The sequence below is a fragment of the Comamonas sp. MYb396 genome (assembly GCF_037479555.1).
Taxonomy (GTDB): domain Bacteria; phylum Pseudomonadota; class Gammaproteobacteria; order Burkholderiales; family Burkholderiaceae_C; genus Comamonas.
Genome location: NZ_JBBGYU010000005.1, coordinates 184,644 through 203,227 on the forward strand (window position 1 = coordinate 184,644; position 18,584 = coordinate 203,227).

Genomic DNA, 18,584 nt, shown 5'->3' on the forward strand with positions numbered 1-18,584 from the left:
CCGCGCCCGGCCTGCGCCGCAGTGCCTGGCTGGCGCTGGTGCTGCTGGTGTTCAGCGCCTTGCTGCTGCTCGTCGGCGCCAGTGTGGGCAGCACCGGTTGGGAGAGTGTGCTGCGCATGCGCGATGACCCGACTTCCTGGCAGATCGTTGTCGATATCCGCCTGCCGCGCTCTTTGGGTGCCTGGCTGGCCGGTGGCCTGCTGGGCCTGGCGGGAGCTGTCGCTCAGGGCCTGTTTCGCAACCCGCTGGCCGATCCCTATTTGCTGGGCAGTGCCTCCGGCGCCTCGCTGGGCAGTGCGCTGGGCCTGGTTCTGCTGGGCTCGTCCGTCACCAGTCTCAATCTGCTCTACCGCCTGGGCATGACCGGCATGGCTTTTGTCGGCGCGGCCTGCGCGGTGGCGCTGACGGTGGTGCTGGCGCGCAATGTGCAAAACACCTTGCGCCTGCTGCTGGCCGGCGTGATTGTTGGCGTGGTGCTGGGTGCCATGCGCGATCTGCTGGAGCTGCGCCACCCCGATATTCTGCAGGCCATGCAGGCCTTCACCCTGGGCACCTCGGCCTTTGTCGGTTGGGAAGGCTGCGCGCTGATGGCCGCCGTGCTGCTGGTCTGCGTGCTGGCCACCTGGTGTTGTGCGCGGGTGCTTGATGGCCTGACCCTGGGCGAGGCAACCGCTGCCAGCCTGGGCCTGCCGCTGGCGCCGCTGCGCTATGGCCTGGTGGCCGTGCTGGCGCTGGCCACCGGTACCTCGGTCGCGCAGACCGGGCTGATTGCCTTTGTGGGCCTGGCCGCCCCGCACCTGGTGCGCAGCCTGGTGCAAGTGGGCCATGGCCGCAGCACCGTGCTGGCCGCCGCGATGGGCGGTGTGCTGCTGTTGGCCGCGGATATCCTGGCGCGCTGGCTGGTGGCGCCGCAAGAGCTGCCGGTGGGCGTGCTCACCGCCGCACTGGGCGGCACTTACCTGCTCTGGCGCATGCACCGCAGCACCCGATCGGCAGGAGGCCTGTGATGCCGACCACTGCGACCACACCTGCGCTGAGCGCCACCAATATCCACGCCGCCGTGCATGCACGGCCGATTCTGCAAGGCGTCAACGCCCAGTTTGCGCAAGGCCGCTGGACCAGCATTGTCGGCCCCAATGGCGCGGGCAAATCCAGCCTGCTCAAGGTGCTGGGCGGCCTGTGGCCGGCGGCACAGCTGCAGGGCGAGGTGGCGCTGCTGGGCAAGGATTTGCAGCGCTGGCCGCGCAAGCAGCGTGCCCAGGCGCTTGCCTGGCTGGGCCAGGGCGAGGTGGTGACGCAGGAGCTGACGGTGATGGATGTGGCCATGCTCGGCCGCCTGCCGCACCAGCCCTGGTTTGCAGCGCCCAGCGGCGCAGACCATGCAGTGGTGGAGCAATGCCTGCGTGCAGCGCATGCCTGGGACTGGCGCCACCGGCCGGTGGCCGAACTGTCGGGCGGCGAGCGCCAGCGCGTGCTGCTGGCCCGGGCCATGGCCGTGCAGGCCCCCGTGCTGTTGATGGATGAACCGCTGGCCAACCTGGACCCCCCGCACCAGACCGACTGGGTGGACAGCATGCGGGCCTTGACCGCCCAGGGCAGCACCGTGGTCAGCGTGCTCCACGAGATATCAGTGGCGCTGCTGGCCGACCATATGCTGGTGCTGCAGGCGGGCAGGGTGCTGCACCAGGGCCGCTGCGACGACCCGGCAACGCATGCCGCGCTGGAGGCGGTGTTTGACCACCGCATCCAGGTGCGTGCCATTGATGGCGTGTGGATGGCCTTGCCGCGCACCGCTGCTCGCCCTTGAGGGCGAGCTGAACCTGACTTGACGCTGGGCCTGGCCCAGGTCCAAAGACACAAGCTAACTAGGAAAGATATCCAATGCAGATTGAAACGCCACCCAGCGAAAAGCCTTATGAAAAGCCCGAGGGCGAGCGCCGTGGCCTGGTGATCGTCAACACCGGTGACGGCAAGGGCAAGAGCACGGCGGCCTTTGGCCTGGCCTTCCGCGCGACGGGCCGGGGCAAGGCGGTGAAGGTCTACCAGTTCATGAAGGTGCCGACCGCCCGTTTTGGCGAGCACCGCCTGGCCGAGCAGGTGGGCCTGCCGGTCGAAGGCCTGGGCGATGGCTTCAGCTGGAAGAGCCGCGATCTGGAGCACAGCGGCCAGCTGGCGCGCGATGGTTGGGAAAAGGCCAAGGCGGCCATCCTGTCGGGCGCGTATTTTCTGGTGGTGCTCGACGAGATCACTTACCCGCTGATCTATGGCTGGCTGCCCTTGCAGGAGGTGCTGGACACCTTGGCCGCCCGGCCCAAGGAAGTGCATGTCTGCATCACCGGCCGGCGCTGCCCGCAGGAGATCATCGATGTGGCCGACACCGTGACCGAGATGACCCTGATCAAGCATGCGTTCAAGGCCGGCATCCCGGCGCAGCGCGGCATTGAAGACTGAGGCCCCGCAGCCGATTGCTGGCATGAGCGACACCCACTCCGCCCCCACCAACGCCCCCACGATTGCCGCCACCGCCTTCAGCGAGGCCGAGCGCGCGGCCGTCTACCGCGCCATCCATGAGCGGCGCGACATGCGCCACTTTGCCGGCGGCCAGGTGGACGATGCTGTCCTGCTGCGCCTGCTGCGGGCGGCGCACCATGCGCCCAGCGTCGGCTTTATGCAGCCCTGGCGCTTTATCCGCGTGCGCGATGCGCAGATGCGCAGCCGCATCCATGCGCTGGTCGAGGACGAGCGCCTGCGCACCGCCCAGGCGCTGGGCACGCGCGAGGCCGACTTTATGCAGCTCAAGGTGCAGGGCGTGCTGCAGGCGGCCGAGGTGCTGGTGGTGGCCATGCCGCCCGGGCGCGAGGCCCATGTGTTTGGCCGCCGCACCTTGCCCGAGATGGATGTCGCCAGCACCGCCTGCGCGATCCAGAACCTCTGGCTGGCCGCGCGTGCCGAAGGGCTGGGCATGGGCTGGGTCTCGCTGTTCGAGCCCCAGGCGCTGGCGCAGCTGCTGGCCATGCCTGCCGGCGCGCACCCGCTGGCTGTGTTGTGCCTGGGCCCTGTGGAGGCCTATTATGCCGAGCCGATGCTGCAGCAGGAACGCTGGGCTAGCCGTGCACCCTTGCAGGACATGCTGATGGACGAGTGCTGGCAACCAGACCAAGGACCGCAGCCATGACCGATGGCGGCTTGTGGCCGCTGGCGCTGGCCGGTGGCAGCCCGCTGCTGCAGCTGGTCCAGGCCTTGACGGCTGCTGGCCCTGCCGTGCACTGGCAGGCGCCGATGGCGGCCTTGCTGGCCGTGTTGGTGGCCTTGTTGGTCGATTGGTTGTGGGGCGAGCCGCCGGTGCGACTGCATCCGGTGGTTTATATGGGTAAGTTGCTGGGCCTGCTGGGCCAGGCGATTGCGCCGCGCCAGGCGCAGCAGCGCGCCTACGGGCGCTTTGTGCTGGCAGCGCTGGCCTGGTGTGGGCTGGCCGCTGGCGCCTGGCTGGTCTATGCAGCGCTGCAGTGGCTGCTGCAGCTGGCGCCCTGGTGGCTGGGCGCGGTGGGGGCGGGCGTACTGCTCAAACCGCTGCTGTCCTGGCGCATGCTGCGCAGCGAGGTGCTGGCGGTGGAGGCCGCGCTCGGCGAATCGCTGGACGCGGGCCGGGCCCGCCTGTCCTGGCTGGTGAGCCGCGATACCGCCCAGCTCGATGCTGCGACAGTGCGCGAGAGCGCGATCGAGACCCTGGCCGAGAACCTGAGCGATTCGGTGCTGGCACCGCTGTTCTGGTTTGCCGTTGCCGGCCTGCCGGGCGCGGCGCTGTACCGGCTGGCCAACACGGCCGATGCGATGTGGGGCTACCCCGGCTGGCGCGGCCAGGGCGCGCAGCGCCGCCACTGGCAATGGGCGGGGAAATGGGCGGCCCGGGCCGATGATGTGCTGAACTGGTTGCCGGCCCGCATCACCGCAGCCTGGTTGGCTGCGTTGGCGGGCGGCCTGTCCTGGCCCGGCTTGCGGCGCGATGCGGCGGTCACGCCATCGCCCAATGGCGGTTGGCCGATGGGGGCGATGGCGCAGGCGCTGGGCCTGCGCCTGTCCAAACCCGGTGTGTACCAGCTCAACCCGCAAGGCAGGCCGCCGCAGGCTCTGGACGTACAGCGGGCGCTGGCCTTGGCCGGCCGGGTGGTGGGGGCGCAGGCACTGTGCGCCTTGCTGCTGGCCCTGGGTTTGGCGCTAAAGATAGCAATCGCCGCAATGGCGCAAGGAGCCTTGGCCCATGGCTGATAACGAGCATGGTGGCACCGACGCCTTGGGCGTGCCGGCGCATGATTTCTCCACCAACCGCAATGCCTGCGGCCCCTGCCCAGAGGCGGTGGCGGCCTTGCAGGCTGCGCACCTGGCGCAGTACCCTGATCCGCAGTACACGGCGCTGCGCCTGCAGCTGGCGGCCTTCCATGCGGTGGCTCCTGAGCGCCTGGTTATCGGCGGCAGCAGCAGCGAGCTGATCCACCGCCTGACCCAGCATGCGCTGCGCCAGGGCGCCACCAAGGTCAGCCTGCCGCGCCATAGCTATGGCGACTACGCCCAGGCGGCCGAAGTATGGGGCCTGTGCCCCGGCGCCCGCAGCCCGGTTTGGGGCGAAGGCCTGCACTGGGCCTGTGAGCCCTCCAGTCCACTGGGCCGGGTCGAAGATATGTGGCAGGCTTTGCCCGCTGACGCAAGCCACCATGGCCTGGTGCTGGATTGCGCCTACCGGCCGCTGTGGCTGGAAGGCCCTGCGCCGCCACGCGACATGGCCGCGCTCTGGCAGCTGTGGACGCCCAACAAGGCCCTGGGCATGACGGGGGTCCGCGCTGCCTATGCGATTGCACCCGAGGACACGGCGCAGGCGCAGGTCGATGCGCTGCGGACGCTGGCACCTTCCTGGGTGGTGGGCGCCCATGGCGTGGCCATGCTGCAGGCCTGGGTGACGCCCGAGGTGCAGGCCTGGCTGGCCCGCAGCCTGGACACCCTGCGCCACTGGAAGGGCCGGCAGCTGGCGCTGTGCGAACGCCTGGGCTGGGCGGTGCTGCCCGGCCACCAGGCCAACTACTTTGTCGCGCGCCTGCCGCTGGCGCAGGCAGACTTGCCCGCGCGGCTGGCAGCACTGCGCAGCCAGGGCATCAAGCTGCGCGATGCCCGCAGCTTTGGCCTGCCCGGCCATGTGCGCCTGGGCGTGATGGCGCCGGTGGCGCAGGCGGCGCTGGCGCGGGCCTGGCTGTCGCTGGCAGATGCATAGCGAGGACATGCGGCAACCGCTACCATTTGGTATGGATTTACAAACTTTGCAACTGCGCACCGTCTTGGTGGAGCGCTATGTGACGCCGCTGCGCGAGGGCGGCTCGATGCCGGCCGTCGTCGAGGCGGACGATCTGGGCCTGTATGTGCTCAAGTTCCGGGGGGCTGGCCAGGGCGTGCGCGCGCTGATGGGCGAGCTCATCTGTGGCGGCATCGCCCGCGCGCTGGGCCTGCCGCTGCCCGAGCTGGTGCTGGCCCTGCTGCACGCCAAGCTCGCGCAGACCGAGCCCGACCCCGAGATCCAGGACCTGATCCGGGCCAGTGATGGCCTCAATGTCGGCCTGGACTACCTGCCCGGCTCGGTCAATTTTGACCCGGCCGTCGATGCGGTCAGCGACGACTTCGCCTCGCGCCTGGTCTGGTTCGATGCGCTGGTCAGCAATGTGGACCGCACGGCCCGCAACACCAATATGCTGATGTGGCAGCGCAAGCCCTGGCTGATTGACCATGGCGCGACCCTGACCTTCCACCATGCCTGGGATGGCACGGTAGCCGACCCGGGCAAGCCCTTTGCGCCGATTGCCGACCATGTGCTGCTGGCCCAGGCCAGCCAGCTGGCCGAGGTGGACGAGGCCCTGGCCGCACAGCTGACCGAGCCGGTGCTGAGCGCGATTCTGGCCACGGTGCCCGATTGCTTTTTGGCCAAGGCGGCCGAGGACCGCAACAGCCCGCTGCTGGCCGATCCGCAGGCGCACCGCGCCGCCTATGTGAATTATTTTCTGGCCCGCCTGCAAGCGCGTGGCCGCTGGTTGCAAGGAGCCATCGATGCACGCGCATGATGTGTATGACTACGCTATCGTGCGCGTGGTGCCCCGGGTCGAGCGGGAGGAGTTCATCAACGCGGGCGTGATCCTGTCCTGCCAGCGCAGCGGCTATCTGCAGGCCGCGATCGCACTGGATGATGCGCGGCTGCTGGCGCTGGATCCCGAAGTCGATCTGCAAGCCGTCTACCGCCACTTGGGCAGCATCGTGGCCATTTGCGCCGGCGTGCCCGAGGCCGGGCCCATTGGCCAGCTGCCGTACCGCGCGCGCTTCCACTGGCTTACCGCCAAGCGCAGCAGCATGATCCAGACCTCGCCCGTGCACACGGGCCTGTGCACCGATGCGGGCTCGGCGCTCGAGCGCATCATGGCGCGCATGGTGCTGCCGCTGGGCAGCGTGCAGCGATGAGCGCGCGCTGCATCATGGTGCTGGGCACCAGCAGTGGTGCGGGCAAAAGCTGGGTGGCCACGGCGCTGTGCGCCTGGTACCGGGCCCAGGGCTACAAGGTGGCGCCCTTCAAGGCGCAGAACATGAGCAACAACGCCCGTGTGGTGGCTACGCCGGATGGCCAGTGGGGCGAGATCGGCACCGCCCAGTACCTGCAGGCGCTCGCCGCCGGGGCCGTGCCCGATGTGCGCATGAACCCGTTGTTGCTGAAACCCGAGGCCGATACCCGCAGCCAGGTGGTGCTGTTTGGCCAGGTGGACGAGGCGCTGTCCAACATGCCCTGGCGCGGCCGCAGCCTTAAAGTGTGGCCGCAGATCGCGCAGGCGCTCGATGCGCTGCGCGCCGAGAACGATGTGGTGGTGATCGAGGGGGCAGGGTCGCCCGCCGAGATCAACCTGCACAGCAGCGATGTGGTCAATATGCGCGTGGCGCGCCACTGCGATGCCCACTGCCTGCTGGTGGCCGATATCGACCGGGGCGGGGCCTTCGCCCACCTCTACGGCACCTGGGCACTGCTGCCGTCCGAGGAGCAAGGCCTGATCAAGGGCTTTGTGCTGAACAAGTTCCGGGGTGACGCAGCCTTGCTGGCGCCGGCGCCGCAGATGCTGCAAGACAAGACCGGTGTGCCGACGGTGGCCTGCATTCCGATGCAGTTCCAGCACGGCCTGCCCGAGGAAGACGGCGTGTTTGATGACCGGGGCAGTGGTGGTGCCGGGCAGCCGGTGCACACCTGCATCGCCATCGTCGCCTACCCGCGCATCAGCAACTTGGACGAGTTCCAGCCGCTGCTGCAGCTGCCTGGCGTGCGCGTGGTCTGGGCCCGCACGCCCGCGCAGCTGAGCGATGCGGACTGGGTGATTCTGCCCGGCAGCAAGGCCACCGCTGCCGATTTGGCCTGGATGCGCCAGCAGGGGCTGGATGCGGCCGTCGTCCGCCATGCCCAGGCCGGTAAACGGGTGCTGGGTATTTGCGGCGGCCTGCAGATGCTGGGCGAGGCGCTGGTCGATCTGCATGGCGTGGACGGCAATGCCGCCGGCTTAGGGCTGCTGCCCTTGGTGACCTTGTTTGCCCAGCAAAAGAATGTGCAACCCACGCGCCTGCTGCTGCCTGCCGTACAAGCGCCCTGGCAGGCCTTGAGCGGCCTGGTGGTGACGGGCTATGAAATCCACCACGGCCAGACCGAACTGCGCGCCGACATGCAGGCCGGCGCGGCCCAGCCCGCGCAAGAGCTGCTGCCGGGCCTGCTGTGGCAGGGCGGGGCGCCGCAGGTGCTGGGCACCTATGTGCATGGCCTGTTCGAGAATGCCGCTGTCATCCATGCGCTGTTTGGCCAAGATGCGCCCAGCCTGGACCAGGTGTTTGCGCGCATGGCCCAAGGGGTGGGCGAGTGGTTTGGAGACCGCTTACCCTGATGCCCTGGGTGGGCGGGGTCTTTGCCTGTAGGCCAAATATTGCAAGCACTGGCGGATTGGGCCGATAGGGGCGCGCTTGCAGCGCAGGCATGCTGTTTGTGTTGCTTCCCATCACCGATAAGGATGATCGCTATGAAAAACATGTTCCGCCAGTCTTTGCAAATGGCCGCGATGGCCCTCGCGCTGGGTACCGCCGGCTATGCCAGCGCCCAATCGGCACCGCCCCCTCCACCACCGCCTGCCAAGCACATGAAGCCCATGCCGCATGGCCCGCACGGTGCCCACCACAAGCGCGGTGAAGCGCGCGGCGATGCCCGCGCCAACGCCGATGTGGCCGAAGGCAGCTCCAACGCCCGTGAAGCAGCTGCTGCGCGCCAGGCCGCACGCCAGGGCCAGCTGACCGATCCAGGTTCGAGCTTCCGTGAGAACGCCACCGCACGCTGCGCCGTCTTCAAGACCGACGAAGACCGCCGTGCCTGCGTAGGCCGCGTGGCCCAGGGCCAGGACAGCGGCTCGGTGCAAGGCGGTGGCATTTTGCGCGAGTACACCTATACGGTGCCTGCCAAGTAAGCCGACTCATCTAGTCCATCAACGCTCTGCCCAGCTTTTGCTGCGCAGAGCGTTTTTGCATGGTTTGTGCGCGCCGGGCTGCAAACCGGGGCGGGCAGCGCGATACTGGCAGCTTGGCGTATCGCCGTGCCCCGTTCTCTAGCTTGACCATGTCCGAATCCTCGTTCTCCCCGCTCATCCCTTCCATTGCCTCGATCGAGGACGCCGCCTTTCGCCAGCAAGTGCAGCAGCTGCTGGACAACAAGACCAAGCCGCTGGGCTCGCTGGGCCTGTTGGAAGCGCTGGCTTTGCGCATCGCCTGCATCCTGGGCAGCACCCAGCCGCGCTTGGCCGATCCCCAGATGGTGGTGTTTGCGGCCGACCATGGCCTGGTGGCGCAGGGTGTGTCGGCCTACCCGGCCGATGTGACCTGGCAGATGGTGGGCAATTTTCTGGCCGGCGGGGCGGCGGTGAGTGTGCTCTCACGCCAGCATGGCGTGGCGCTGAATGTGGTCGATTGCGGCGTGGCCCGCGATTTTGCACCCCAGACCGATGCGCTGCCCACAGGCGCGCCCCGCCTGTGGCTGCGCAAGGTGGCTCCGGGCACGCAAGACAGCAGCCTGGGCCCGGCGATGGACATGGCGCAGTGCGACGCGGCCATTGCCAATGGCCGCGCTTTGCTACAGGCCTTGCCCGGCAATGCCTTGCTGCTGGGCGAGATGGGCATTGGCAATACCTCCAGCGCATCGCTGCTGTTGGCGCGGCTGTGCAACCTGGATGTGGAAACCGTCACTGGCGCAGGTACCGGGCTGAGCGGCGAGGGCGTGGCGCGCAAGGCCGCCGTGTTGCGCCGGGTACTGGCGCGCCATGCCGATGTGCACGAGCCCCTGGCCGTGCTGGCCGCGATGGGCGGGCTCGAAGTGGCCACCATGGTGGGCGCGGTGCTGCAGGCTGCGCTGGAGCGCCGCGTGATCGTGGTCGATGGCTTTATCACCAGCGCTGCCGTGCTGGTGGCCTCGCGCCTGCAGCCGGCGGTGCTGGAGCGCTGCGTCTATGCCCATCGCTCGGGCGAGCCCGGCCACAGCCATTTGCTGGCGGCCTTGCAGGCCCAGCCTTTGCTTGACTGGCAACTGCGCCTGGGCGAGGGCTCCGGTGCGGCGCTGGCCTGGCCGCTGCTGGAGTCGGCCTGCGCAATGCTGCGCGACATGGCCAGCTTTGCGTCGGCCGGGGTCAGCACCCAGAGCAGCTCTTGATGCCTGCCGCTGCGATCAGCGCAGCGCGCCTTGCGGTGGCGGCGTCTTGGGCGAGAAATCGCAGTAGCCGCTGACCAGGCATTCCCAGCAGCGCGGCTTGCGCGCCTGGCAGACATAGCGGCCCAGCAGGATCAGCCAGTGGTGCGAATCGACGGCGTAGTCATCGGGCACGCGCTGCATCAGCTGCTTTTCCACTTCCAGCGGGTTCTTGCCGGGTGCCAGACCGGTGCGGTTGCTGACGCGGAAGATATGGGTGTCCACCGCCATGGTGGGCTGGCCAAAGGCCACATTGAGCACCACATTGGCCGTCTTGCGGCCCACGCCGGGCAGGGCTTCGAGCGCCTCGCGCGTATCGGGCACCTGGCCGCCATGGCGTTCCACCAGAATGCGGCAGGTCTCCATCAGGTGCTTGGCCTTGCTGCGGTACAGGCCGATGGTCTTGATATAGCCCTCCAGGCCTTCCAACCCCAGCGCCAGCATGGCCTGGGGCGTGTTGGCGACCGGAAAGAGTTTGCGGGTGGCCTTGTTGACCCCCACATCGGTCGCCTGGGCCGACAGCAGCACGGCGGCGAGCAGCTCAAACACCGAGGTGTATTCCAGCTCGGTCTGGGGTGAAGGATTGGCCGCCTTCAAGGTGGCGAAGAAGGGTTGGATATCAGCGGTTTTCATCGTGTGGTTGTGCAGGCTCGGCTGCCATTATCTGGCAAGGTCCGAGCCTGGGTCCCTGCATCAGGGCTGCAGCGGCGCCTGCGGCACGCCCTGGCGGATGGCGGCCGAGAAATCCTCACCCGGGCGCACGGCCTTGGCGCGGGCGTTGATGTGGGCCGCCTCATGGATGGCCTCAAAGTCATTCGGGCGGGCGAGGGCGCCCAGGCTGTCCACATACTGGGGCAGGTAGCCGCTGGCCAGCAGGCGCCAGTCCATCGGCAGGCCCGGCACAATGCGCCGCACCATCTCGAACACGATGGTGGTGCAGTTGGCAAACAGCGTGTGGTAGAACTGCGGCTTCTCGACCAGCGCATTGGCCTTGTCCACATAGGCGATGAACAGCGAGCGCATCGCAGCGCGCGGCATGGCCACGCTGTAGAGGTAGACCTCTTCGCCGCGCATATTGCTGCGTACGCGCAGGATGTCGCGCTCATCGGCTGCGACCAGGCTTTGCTCGAACTGCTTGAAAAAGCCACCTACGGCCGAGAACTGCTCGCCGCGCTCCTTGCGGATCTCCACCGAGAAGGTCAGGTAGCGACGCGGGCCCTTGCCGTCGTCAAAGCCAAAGGACACCAGGGTGTGGGCAATGGCCGGGCCCATCCAGTACGAGGTGCTCATGTCCACCGAGACGAGCTGGCGCAGGTCGTAGTTGCGGTCTTCCCAGCGCGCCGTTGCCTTGCTCGCGGTCTGCCAGTCAAAATTGCGCACATTGTGCAGCTGCACCAGGTCACCCTGGACCGTGCCCGACAGCTGCTGGGCCACATCGGGCGCCCATTTGCGCGTGTTGGACGGCTGGATGCTGGCCCACCAGGCGAGGATGGCTGCCAACAGCAGCCCATAGATCAGCAGGCCCCGGGGCGCACGCTGCTGCCACAGCAGGTAGATGCAGTACAGGCCCACCCCCACCCAGACCCCCAGCAGCAAGCCCCGGGCCGAGCCCGACTTGACCGACTGCGCCAGCTGAAACCACAGCGCCCCGCAGGCCCAGACAACGCCCGCAAGCATGAGCAGCGAGGCCAGCAATTTGACCAAAACAATGAAGAAAGCGGCGATGCGCATGGTGACAAAATCCTTTGGACCGCAAGCATAGTCGATAGGAGGGGCCAATGGCGGGCTCAGGGATGCCAGAGCGACGCATGGGGCCGGTAAAAAGTAGCAAAATGCCAGGGCGGCCGGTCGCTCGACCTGGCTGCGCTTTTTTGATTTGAGAGAACACTCCATGACACTGCGCTTTGCCTCCCGCCTCGACAATGTCGAGACGTCCGCCATCCGTGAACTGTTCAAGCTGCTGGGCAAGCCCGGCATCATCAGTTTTGCCGGGGGCTTTCCGGATGCAGCCATGTTCGATGTGGAAGGGGTGCGCGAGGCCGCCAATGCGGCGCTGACCGAGGAGCCGGGTGCCGCGCTGCAGTACGGTGCGACCGAGGGCTACCAGCCGTTTCGCGAGCAGATCGTGGGCCTGATGGCCGCCAAGGGCGTGCAGTCGCTGGCGCCCGAGCAGCTGATCGTCACCACCGGCAGCCAGCAGGCGCTGGACCTGCTGGGCAAGACGATGATCTCGCCCGGCGACAAGGTGATCGTCGAGGGCCCGACCTTTTTGGCGACGATCCAGTGCTTCCGCCTCTATGGCGCCGAAGTCATCAGCGCCCCCACCGATGAGAACGGCGTCATCCCCGAGGCGCTGGAGCAGCTGATTGCCGAGCACCAGCCCAAGCTGGTCTACCTGATTCCCACCTTTGGCAACCCCAGCGGCGCGCTGCTGAGCCTGGAGCGCCGCCGCCAGATTCTGGAGATGGCCGTGCGCCACCAGACCCTGGTGGTCGAGGACGATCCCTATGGCGACCTGTACTTTGATGCGCCACCGCCGCCCAGCATGCTGGCGCTGTCGGACAGCGTGCCCGGCAGCCGTGACTACTTGGCCCACTGCGGCAGCATGAGCAAGGTGCTCAGCCCCGGCCTGCGCCTGGGCTGGCTGATTGCGCCGGCCGAGCTGCTGGGCAAGTGCGTCATGTGCAAGCAGTTCAGCGATGCCCATACCAGCACCTTCAGCCAGGCCACCGCCGCGCAGTACCTCAAAGCCGGCCGCATGCCCGCCACCCTGGACCGCGTGCGCACGACGTATGCAGCGCGCAGCAAGGCCATGGGCGAGGGCCTGCGCAGCCAGCTGGGCGATGCGGTGCGCTTTGTGCAGCCGCTGGGCGGCATGTTCATCTGGGTGCAGCTGACGGGCGCCCGTGGCCAGGAGAAGGACGGCAATGCGCTGGCCAAGCGCGCCATCGAGCAGGGCGTGGCCTTTGTGCCCGGCACGCCGTTCTTTGCGCAGAACCCCGATACCTCGACCCTGCGCCTGTCCTTTGCCACCGCTGATATTGCCCGCATCGAAGAGGGCATTGCCCGTCTGGCCAAGGCGCTGTAAGCGTTGTCGACATCCCCAACGCCGGCATGTGCGCTGTCACATGCCGGCGTTATTCTTTGCCTCGCCCGCCCCTTTTTTAGCCAGGAGCCGCCATGTCCACCCTCGAACCCCTGCAGCAGCGCCTTGAAGCCTTGGAGATCAAGGCGGCCTATGCCGATGACCTGCTCGAAGAGCTCAACCTGACGATCTACAAGCAACAGCAGCAGATCGACCGCCTGCTGCACCTGGTCAAGGACCTGCAGCAGCGCATGCCCGAGACTGGATCTGTTGCGCCAGGTGCACGCGACGAGCTGCCGCCGCACTACTGAGCACACAATTTGCTGCAAATCAGCCCAGAAACGGGGCAGAAAAGGTATTAGGGTTTGCACCTATTTGGTGCGAGAATGTTGGCTTGAATTTTGCAGTGTTCATCGCAGGCGCTGCAGCCCGCACAAGGCGTGTGCTGCCGCGCAGTTTGTCCACCCTCTCTGCCCTAACACCATGTCCATCGACGTCAGCAACATCACCCACAGCATCCAGCTGGCTGTGGCTCCCGTTTTCTTTCTCACCGGGGTGGCGGGCATGATTGGCGCCGTCGCCGGCCGGCTGGCGCGCATCATCGACCGGGGCCGTGTGCTGGAAGACCGCATGATGGCGTCCAAGGACGAGGACTATGTGCAGCGCTCCTTGCTGGAGCTGAACTTTCTGCGCCGGCGCGGGCGCCTGGCCAACCTCTGCATTGGTTTGCTGACCTTGTGCGGCGCCTTGATTGCGCTGACCATCATCCTGCTCTTCGTCGGCCAGACCACCAAGACCGAGATCGACGCCAACAGCTGGTCGCTGGCCGCCATGTTCAGCTTTGGCCTGGGCGTGGTCAGCTTTGTCTCGGCGCTGTGCTGCTTCATGGTCGAGACCATGATGGCCACGCAGCTGCTGAACTTCCACCCGCTGCGCCAGCCGGCCACGATTCCCTGCATGGCCGCGTCCAATGCGGCGGCTGGTGCGGCGGCCAGTGCGACCCCGCGCAAAGCGGCCACCGAGCCCAGCCGCCAGGATGCCTTCATGCCCCAGGTCTGAGGCTGTGTCCCAGGTTCAGGGCTGGGCCTGCGGATAGCGCGCCTGGCATAGCGCCAGCCAGGCGCTGGCCGCCTTGGACAGATCCCGAGGCCGCCAGGTGAGGCCAAAGTCGTGGCTCAGCGCGGGCTCGACCACGGGCAGGCAGCGCACCTGGGCCGGGTCAAAGCGGCTGGCCACATGGTCGAACATGATGGCAATGCCCGCATCGGCGGCGACCAGGTCGCCAATCAAATCCCAGTAGCGGCTTTGCAGCGCAATCTGCGGCACAAAGCCGGCCTGCGCACAGCAGCCCTGCACGCCCTCATACAGCGCAAAGTCGCTCTCGTACATCACAAAGGGCAGGGCCGCCAGGTCGCTCCAACGCACCTGGCTCAAGCCCTGGGGCGCGCGCGCATGGGCAAAAACGGCCACGGTATGGTGGGTCTGAATGCGCAGGCTGGCCAAGGGGCTGCCTGCACGCAGCAGGCCCATGGCCAGGTCAATCTCGCCATCCGTCACCGCTTGCTCCAGCGCCCGCGCGCCGCGCTCATGCAGCTGCAGCTGCACGCCCGGGTAGCGCTGGCGGTACTGCGCAAAGATGGGCGCCATGTAGTGGCCCGTGGTGGGTGACACGCCCACGCTGAGCGTGCCGCGCCCAATGCCATCGACCTCGGCCACTTCCTGGCGCAGGCGGCTGGCGTCCTGCAGCAGCGCCTGGCCCCGCTCAAACACCACGCGCCCGGCATCGGTCAGCCGCACATGGCGGCCTTCGCGCAGCAGCAAGGGCCCGCCCAGCTCGTCTTCGAGGCTCTTGACCATCTTGCTGATGGTCGGCTGGGTGACATACAGCGCCTCTGCCGCACGGGTGAAGCTGTTGCGCTGGACCACCTCGACAAAATAACGCAGCGCGCGCAGATCCATGGTGGATTCCTATTTGGAATTGAATTTATAAGAATAAGTCATTTTACGAATAGATCCGCCATTTTTACAATCCGTTTGTGCAGTGCAGCATGGTGAGGCAAGGGGCCGCACCGCGGCCACTGCCAGCTGGCCTCCGGGCCAGACCGAGGATTCCATGACAAGCGACAAGAGGGCGGCGGGCGAGGGCAGACCCGCGCGCATGCAGCTGCCCAAGCCTGCCCGCCAGGCGGCGCGCACCGCCTGGCAAGTGGCACTGCTGTGCGCCATCTGGCTGGCAGCTGAGGCTCTGCGCAGCCATATGGGCTGGCGCATACCGGCCGGCCTGATCGGCTTTGCCGCCTTGGCGCTGGGGCTGTTCAGCCGGGCCGTGCCCGGCCGCTGGCTGGCGCAGGGCACGCACTGGCTGCTGTCGGACATGCTGCTGTTCTTCATTCCCGCGATGCTGGTGGTCGTCAACTATGGCGAACTGGTGCGCAGCCAGGGCCTGCGCATTGTGCTGGTGATTGTGCTGAGCACGGCCTGCGTGATGGTGGCCACCGCGTTGGCGGTCGATGCGGTCTACCGGCTGGAGCTGCGCCTGGCCCAGCGCAAGCGCAGCCAGCAGCGCGGCGCCAAGGCGGCAGCGGAGGTGGCGTGATGACTGCGGCGCCTGTCCCCCCTACCTCGTGGTTGCCGCTGTGGCCGCTGAGCCATGGCAGCGCAGCGCTGCTGTCGCTGCTGCTGACCCTGCTGTGCTACTACCTCAACAAGCGGCTGTACCGGCGCTATCCGCATACGGTGCTGATGCCCATCATCGGCACGCCTGTGGTGCTGGTCGCCGCACTGCTGCTGCTGGGCATTGGCTACGAGGACTACCGCACCCATACCCACTGGCTGGTGTGGCTGCTGGGGCCGACGACGGTTGCCTTTGCGCTGCCGCTGTATGACTACCGCCAGATGGTGCGCAAGCACTGGATGTCCATCGTTGCCGGCGTGCTGGTGGCCAGCACGGTGTCCATCCTGACGTCGGTCTGGCTGGCGCGCTGGCTGGGCCTGTCGCCCTTGCTGCAAAAAGGGCTAGCGATGCGTTCGGTGACCACGCCCTTTGCGGTGGAGGCCGAGCGGGCCATCGGTGGCCCGCTGGACCTGGCGGCCTTGTTTGTGCTGCTCACCGGGGTGACCGGCATGCTGATTGGTGGCCTGGTGCTGCGCCTGCTGCCCCGGCTGCGCAGCCGGGTGGCGGCGGGGGCGATGCTGGGCGGCTCGGCCCATGGCTCGGGCGTGGCCAAGGCGCAGATGGCCGGCCCCCAGCAAGGCGTGGCCGCCTCGCTGGTGATGATGATTGCCGGCGCGCTCAATGTGCTGGCGGCACCCTGGATTGGCGCCTGGGTGTTTGGCTAGAGCGCAAACAGGTCCTTGCCGCCCGCCTGGGGTGTGATGGCCTTGAAGCGCCAGACCAGGATGAGGGCCAGCACCGCCAGCTGCAGCAGCATGCCCACCCAGGCGAGCCAGCCCAGCGCCGGCGCATGCTGGAAGTTGGACGACAGGCGCGGGTCAAAGGCGCCAAACAGTGGCTCGAACAGCGGCGCCAGCCCCAGCGACCAGAACATCGCCGGCAACAGGGCGCTGAGCACAAAGACCACCAGCAAGGTCATGCCCAGCGGCGAGCGGCTGCTTTTGCGCAGCGAGAACACCAGGTAGATGCCGCAGTCGCGCAGCACATGCAGCAGCACCATGAAGGCCAGCGGGCCCAACTGGGCGCGGTTGGACAGCGGGTCGGCATTCCACAACAGGTAGGCTGGCAGCAGCACCGCAAAGGCCATGCACCAGCTGATCGGCCACAGCGGCATGTTCTGCCAAAAGCGCCGCCACTGGCCGTGCTGCGCGCTATAGATCAGGGCGCGCCAGCGCTGCGCCACCTGGCTCTCCAGCGCAGCGGCGTAGTAGGTCACCAGCGCCAGCAGCAGCATGCCGGTGAGCGCCCGGCCGGTGCCGCTGGGCACCAGGCCCACGAGCAGCAGGCAGCCCGCCGCATTGCCCAGCGCCCAGGCCCAGGGCGTGGTGGGCACCGACAGCTGCATCGACATCGCCCGCCACAGCGCCAGCAGGCCCAGCAGCAGGCTGGCGGCGGCAAAAATCAGCAGCAGCGCGCCCGAGCCCAGGTGCAGGCCCCACCAGGCGCCGCCACCATCACCGCCCAGCAGGCTGTCGAGCCCCACCACCAGGCTGCTGACGAGTTGCAGCAGCAGGAACACCAGCACCACCAGCACCCAGACGTTGCGGCTGGTGGCCGGTTTGTTGGGGTCCATGCTGTAGAGGCGGCTGGCCATCATCGCGCAGTGCAGCGCGCAGGCGCCCACGATGGTGAGGACGAGCACCAGCACGGTCTCGGCCAGCTCGCCCAGCCAGAAGCCGCACAGCAGGGCCGCTGCGCTGCACAGCAGCGCGCCATACCAGGCGTAGCTGGGGCCGCCCAGCAGCTTGCCCCAGGCCATGCGCCAGGGGCCCATGGCGCTCATGCGCTGCTGGTCCCAGGTGCGTTCGTTCAGCTCGTCATTGATGCTGGACAGTGCGGTGAAGGTGCCCACGCAGGCGGCCAGCAGGCCCACCAGCGTCATCGCGCCCTTGTGCAAATAAACCAGCGGCTGCTTGCCCTCGATGACAAACACGCAGATCGCCAGCATCAGCAAGATGGCAGGCATCAGCACCAGGCGCGCAGGGCTCAGCTCCAGGCTGAGCTGGCGGCGAAATTCCGGATTCATGGCCACTCCTTGGCAAACAGCGCTTGGGGATCAACGGGCGCCTCCAGGCTTTGCTGGTAGCGCTCCTGCAGGCTGGTGCGCGCCTCCTGGTAGCCCAGCACCTGCGCGCCATGGGCCACGAGCTGCTGCAGCAGTTGCACGCGGGCCGCGCTGTCCTGCGCGGGCATGCCAATCCACAGAATGTGGCTGGCGCTGCCCTCTCGACCCGCACGCATATCCACCAGGCGGTAGCCGGCCAGCGTCAGCTCGGGCTGGGCGAGCGGCGCTGCCAGCTCCAGCTGCATCACCAGCTCGGAGGGCAGGGCGCCGCTGCCGCCCGCACCGGCGACCGCATTCAAGGGCCCGTGGCTGGTGATGCGGCCTTCGCGGATTGACAGGATATGGCTGCAGTACTCGTCGAGCTCGCTCAGGATGTGGCTGGAGACGACCAGGGTCATGCCCTGGGCCTGCAGCTGGCGGAACAGGCCCGAGAGGCTGCTGCGCGCTTCCGGATCCAGCCCGCTGGCCGGCTCATCGAGCAGCAGCACCTGGGGCTCATGGATGATGGCCTGGCCAATGGCCACGCGCTGGCGCTGGCCGCGCGAGAGATTGCGCGTGGCATGGCCCAGCTTGGCCGTCAGCGCCAATTGCTCGGCCACCGCATGCACGCGCAAGGTGGCTGCCTTGCGGCTCAGGCCCTGGCTTTCGGCGGCGTACTGCAGGCACTGGGCCACGCTCAGGGTCTCGTAGAGCCCGAAGAAATCCGACAGATAGCCCATGCACTGGTGGGCGCGGCGGGGCGCTTGCTGCACATCGATGCCCGCCACCCGGGTGCTGCCGCTGAGCGGCGCTTCCAGCCCGGTAATGCAGCGCAGCAAGGTGGATTTGCCCGCGCCATTGGGGCCCACCAAGGCGGTGACGGTGCCCGCCTCGATCTGCAGGCTGACACCATGCAGCGCGCGGTGGCCGGGGTAGTCGACGATGAGATCCTGCACCTCAATCATGCTGTGCTCTTTCTAATGAAAACCATGGAGTCCTCCCT

Annotated in this window: 21 protein-coding genes; 16 read left to right on the forward strand and 5 right to left on the reverse strand. The window is 67.6% G+C overall.

The features are described 5' to 3' along the window. The first annotated feature begins 29 nt into the window (after nucleotides 1-29). The 11 genes from WH265_RS13430 (at nucleotide 30) to cobT (ending at nucleotide 9,742) form a co-directional block, all read left to right on the forward strand. Nucleotides 30-1,007, forward strand: coding sequence for a FecCD family ABC transporter permease (locus WH265_RS13430; RefSeq protein ID WP_339558740.1), 978 nt, complete (start codon nucleotides 30-32; stop codon nucleotides 1,005-1,007). After that, a complete protein-coding gene (locus tag WH265_RS13435) occupies nucleotides 1,007-1,807 on the forward strand; it encodes an ABC transporter ATP-binding protein (protein WP_339558608.1) in 801 nt (266 codons plus the stop codon). The genes WH265_RS13430 and WH265_RS13435 overlap by 1 nt, the downstream gene beginning before the upstream one ends. Before the next feature lie 74 nt (nucleotides 1,808-1,881). Then, complete coding sequence (gene cobO / locus WH265_RS13440; protein WP_021026297.1) at nucleotides 1,882-2,451, forward strand: cob(I)yrinic acid a,c-diamide adenosyltransferase; 570 nt, start codon at nucleotides 1,882-1,884, stop codon at nucleotides 2,449-2,451. Nucleotides 2,452-2,473: 22 nt separating this feature from the next. After that, nucleotides 2,474-3,175 carry a 5,6-dimethylbenzimidazole synthase gene (gene bluB, locus WH265_RS13445; protein ID WP_339558609.1) on the forward strand — a complete coding sequence of 234 codons (702 nt, stop codon included), beginning with the start codon at nucleotides 2,474-2,476 and terminating at the stop codon, nucleotides 3,173-3,175. Beyond that, a complete protein-coding gene (gene cbiB, locus WH265_RS13450) occupies nucleotides 3,172-4,266 on the forward strand; it encodes an adenosylcobinamide-phosphate synthase CbiB (RefSeq protein WP_339558610.1) in 1,095 nt (364 codons plus the stop codon). Before bluB ends, cbiB begins: the two co-directional genes overlap by 4 nt. After that, nucleotides 4,259-5,260, forward strand: a complete 1,002-nt coding sequence (locus WH265_RS13455; RefSeq protein ID WP_339558611.1) for an aminotransferase class I/II-fold pyridoxal phosphate-dependent enzyme — start codon at nucleotides 4,259-4,261, stop codon at nucleotides 5,258-5,260. The genes cbiB and WH265_RS13455 overlap by 8 nt, the downstream gene beginning before the upstream one ends. A 52-nt stretch (nucleotides 5,261-5,312) precedes the next feature. Next, nucleotides 5,313-6,098, forward strand: coding sequence for a HipA family kinase (locus tag WH265_RS13460; protein ID WP_339558741.1), 786 nt, complete (start codon nucleotides 5,313-5,315; stop codon nucleotides 6,096-6,098). Next, on the forward strand, nucleotides 6,085-6,489 hold the full coding sequence (locus WH265_RS13465) for a DUF3037 domain-containing protein (protein WP_312989815.1): 405 nt from the start codon (nucleotides 6,085-6,087) through the stop codon (nucleotides 6,487-6,489). The genes WH265_RS13460 and WH265_RS13465 overlap by 14 nt, the downstream gene beginning before the upstream one ends. After that, nucleotides 6,486-7,940 carry a cobyric acid synthase gene (locus tag WH265_RS13470; RefSeq protein ID WP_339558612.1) on the forward strand — a complete coding sequence of 485 codons (1,455 nt, stop codon included), beginning with the start codon at nucleotides 6,486-6,488 and terminating at the stop codon, nucleotides 7,938-7,940. Before WH265_RS13465 ends, WH265_RS13470 begins: the two co-directional genes overlap by 4 nt. A 132-nt stretch (nucleotides 7,941-8,072) precedes the next feature. Further along, on the forward strand, nucleotides 8,073-8,510 hold the full coding sequence (locus tag WH265_RS13475; protein WP_339520575.1) for a hypothetical protein: 438 nt from the start codon (nucleotides 8,073-8,075) through the stop codon (nucleotides 8,508-8,510). Nucleotides 8,511-8,659: 149 nt separating this feature from the next. Beyond that, the gene (cobT, locus tag WH265_RS13480; protein WP_339558613.1) at nucleotides 8,660-9,742 is read left to right on the forward strand and encodes a nicotinate-nucleotide--dimethylbenzimidazole phosphoribosyltransferase; all 1,083 of its coding nucleotides are present in this window, start codon (nucleotides 8,660-8,662) and stop codon (nucleotides 9,740-9,742) included. 15 nt (nucleotides 9,743-9,757) lie between these two features. Here the strand turns inward: cobT and nth are convergent, their stop codons facing one another. Next, nucleotides 9,758-10,411 carry an endonuclease III gene (gene nth, locus WH265_RS13485; RefSeq protein WP_021025179.1) on the reverse strand — a complete coding sequence of 218 codons (654 nt, stop codon included), beginning with the start codon at nucleotides 10,409-10,411 and terminating at the stop codon, nucleotides 9,758-9,760. A 60-nt stretch (nucleotides 10,412-10,471) separates the two neighbouring features. Next, nucleotides 10,472-11,509, reverse strand: a complete 1,038-nt coding sequence (locus tag WH265_RS13490) for a lipoprotein N-acyltransferase Lnb domain-containing protein (protein WP_339558614.1) — start codon at nucleotides 11,507-11,509, stop codon at nucleotides 10,472-10,474. Nucleotides 11,510-11,669: 160 nt separating this feature from the next. Here WH265_RS13490 and WH265_RS13495 point away from each other — a divergent pair, with 160 nt between their 5' ends. From WH265_RS13495 to WH265_RS13505, 3 genes are all read left to right on the forward strand, one after another. Continuing rightward, a complete protein-coding gene (locus WH265_RS13495) occupies nucleotides 11,670-12,866 on the forward strand; it encodes an aminotransferase-like domain-containing protein (protein WP_339558615.1) in 1,197 nt (398 codons plus the stop codon). 92 nt (nucleotides 12,867-12,958) lie between these two features. Beyond that, nucleotides 12,959-13,174 (forward strand): SlyX family protein, encoded by a 216-nt coding sequence (locus WH265_RS13500; RefSeq protein ID WP_312989810.1) that lies wholly within the window; start codon nucleotides 12,959-12,961, stop codon nucleotides 13,172-13,174. 172 nt (nucleotides 13,175-13,346) lie between these two features. Next, the gene (locus WH265_RS13505; RefSeq protein WP_339520586.1) at nucleotides 13,347-13,922 is read left to right on the forward strand and encodes a DUF2721 domain-containing protein; all 576 of its coding nucleotides are present in this window, start codon (nucleotides 13,347-13,349) and stop codon (nucleotides 13,920-13,922) included. Nucleotides 13,923-13,937: 15 nt separating this feature from the next. On the opposite strand, the gene WH265_RS13510 is transcribed toward WH265_RS13505, so the two are convergent. After that, nucleotides 13,938-14,822 (reverse strand): LysR substrate-binding domain-containing protein, encoded by an 885-nt coding sequence (locus WH265_RS13510; RefSeq protein ID WP_339558616.1) that lies wholly within the window; start codon nucleotides 14,820-14,822, stop codon nucleotides 13,938-13,940. Between the two features lie 154 nt (nucleotides 14,823-14,976). Here WH265_RS13510 and WH265_RS13515 point away from each other — a divergent pair, with 154 nt between their 5' ends. Both WH265_RS13515 and WH265_RS13520 read left to right on the forward strand, forming a co-directional pair. Then, nucleotides 14,977-15,459 carry a CidA/LrgA family protein gene (locus WH265_RS13515; protein WP_339558617.1) on the forward strand — a complete coding sequence of 161 codons (483 nt, stop codon included), beginning with the start codon at nucleotides 14,977-14,979 and terminating at the stop codon, nucleotides 15,457-15,459. After that, nucleotides 15,459-16,202: an LrgB family protein gene (locus WH265_RS13520; RefSeq protein ID WP_084635632.1), complete on the forward strand. Its 744-nt coding sequence runs from the start codon at nucleotides 15,459-15,461 to the stop codon at nucleotides 16,200-16,202. Before WH265_RS13515 ends, WH265_RS13520 begins: the two co-directional genes overlap by 1 nt. Here the strand turns inward: WH265_RS13520 and WH265_RS13525 are convergent. Further along, nucleotides 16,199-17,563, reverse strand: a complete 1,365-nt coding sequence (locus WH265_RS13525) for a hypothetical protein (RefSeq protein WP_339537447.1) — start codon at nucleotides 17,561-17,563, stop codon at nucleotides 16,199-16,201. The genes WH265_RS13520 and WH265_RS13525 overlap by 4 nt on opposite strands. Beyond that, complete coding sequence (locus WH265_RS13530; protein WP_339558618.1) at nucleotides 17,560-18,546, reverse strand: ABC transporter ATP-binding protein; 987 nt, start codon at nucleotides 18,544-18,546, stop codon at nucleotides 17,560-17,562. The genes WH265_RS13525 and WH265_RS13530 overlap by 4 nt, the downstream gene beginning before the upstream one ends. Between the last annotated feature and the right edge of the window lie 38 nt (nucleotides 18,547-18,584).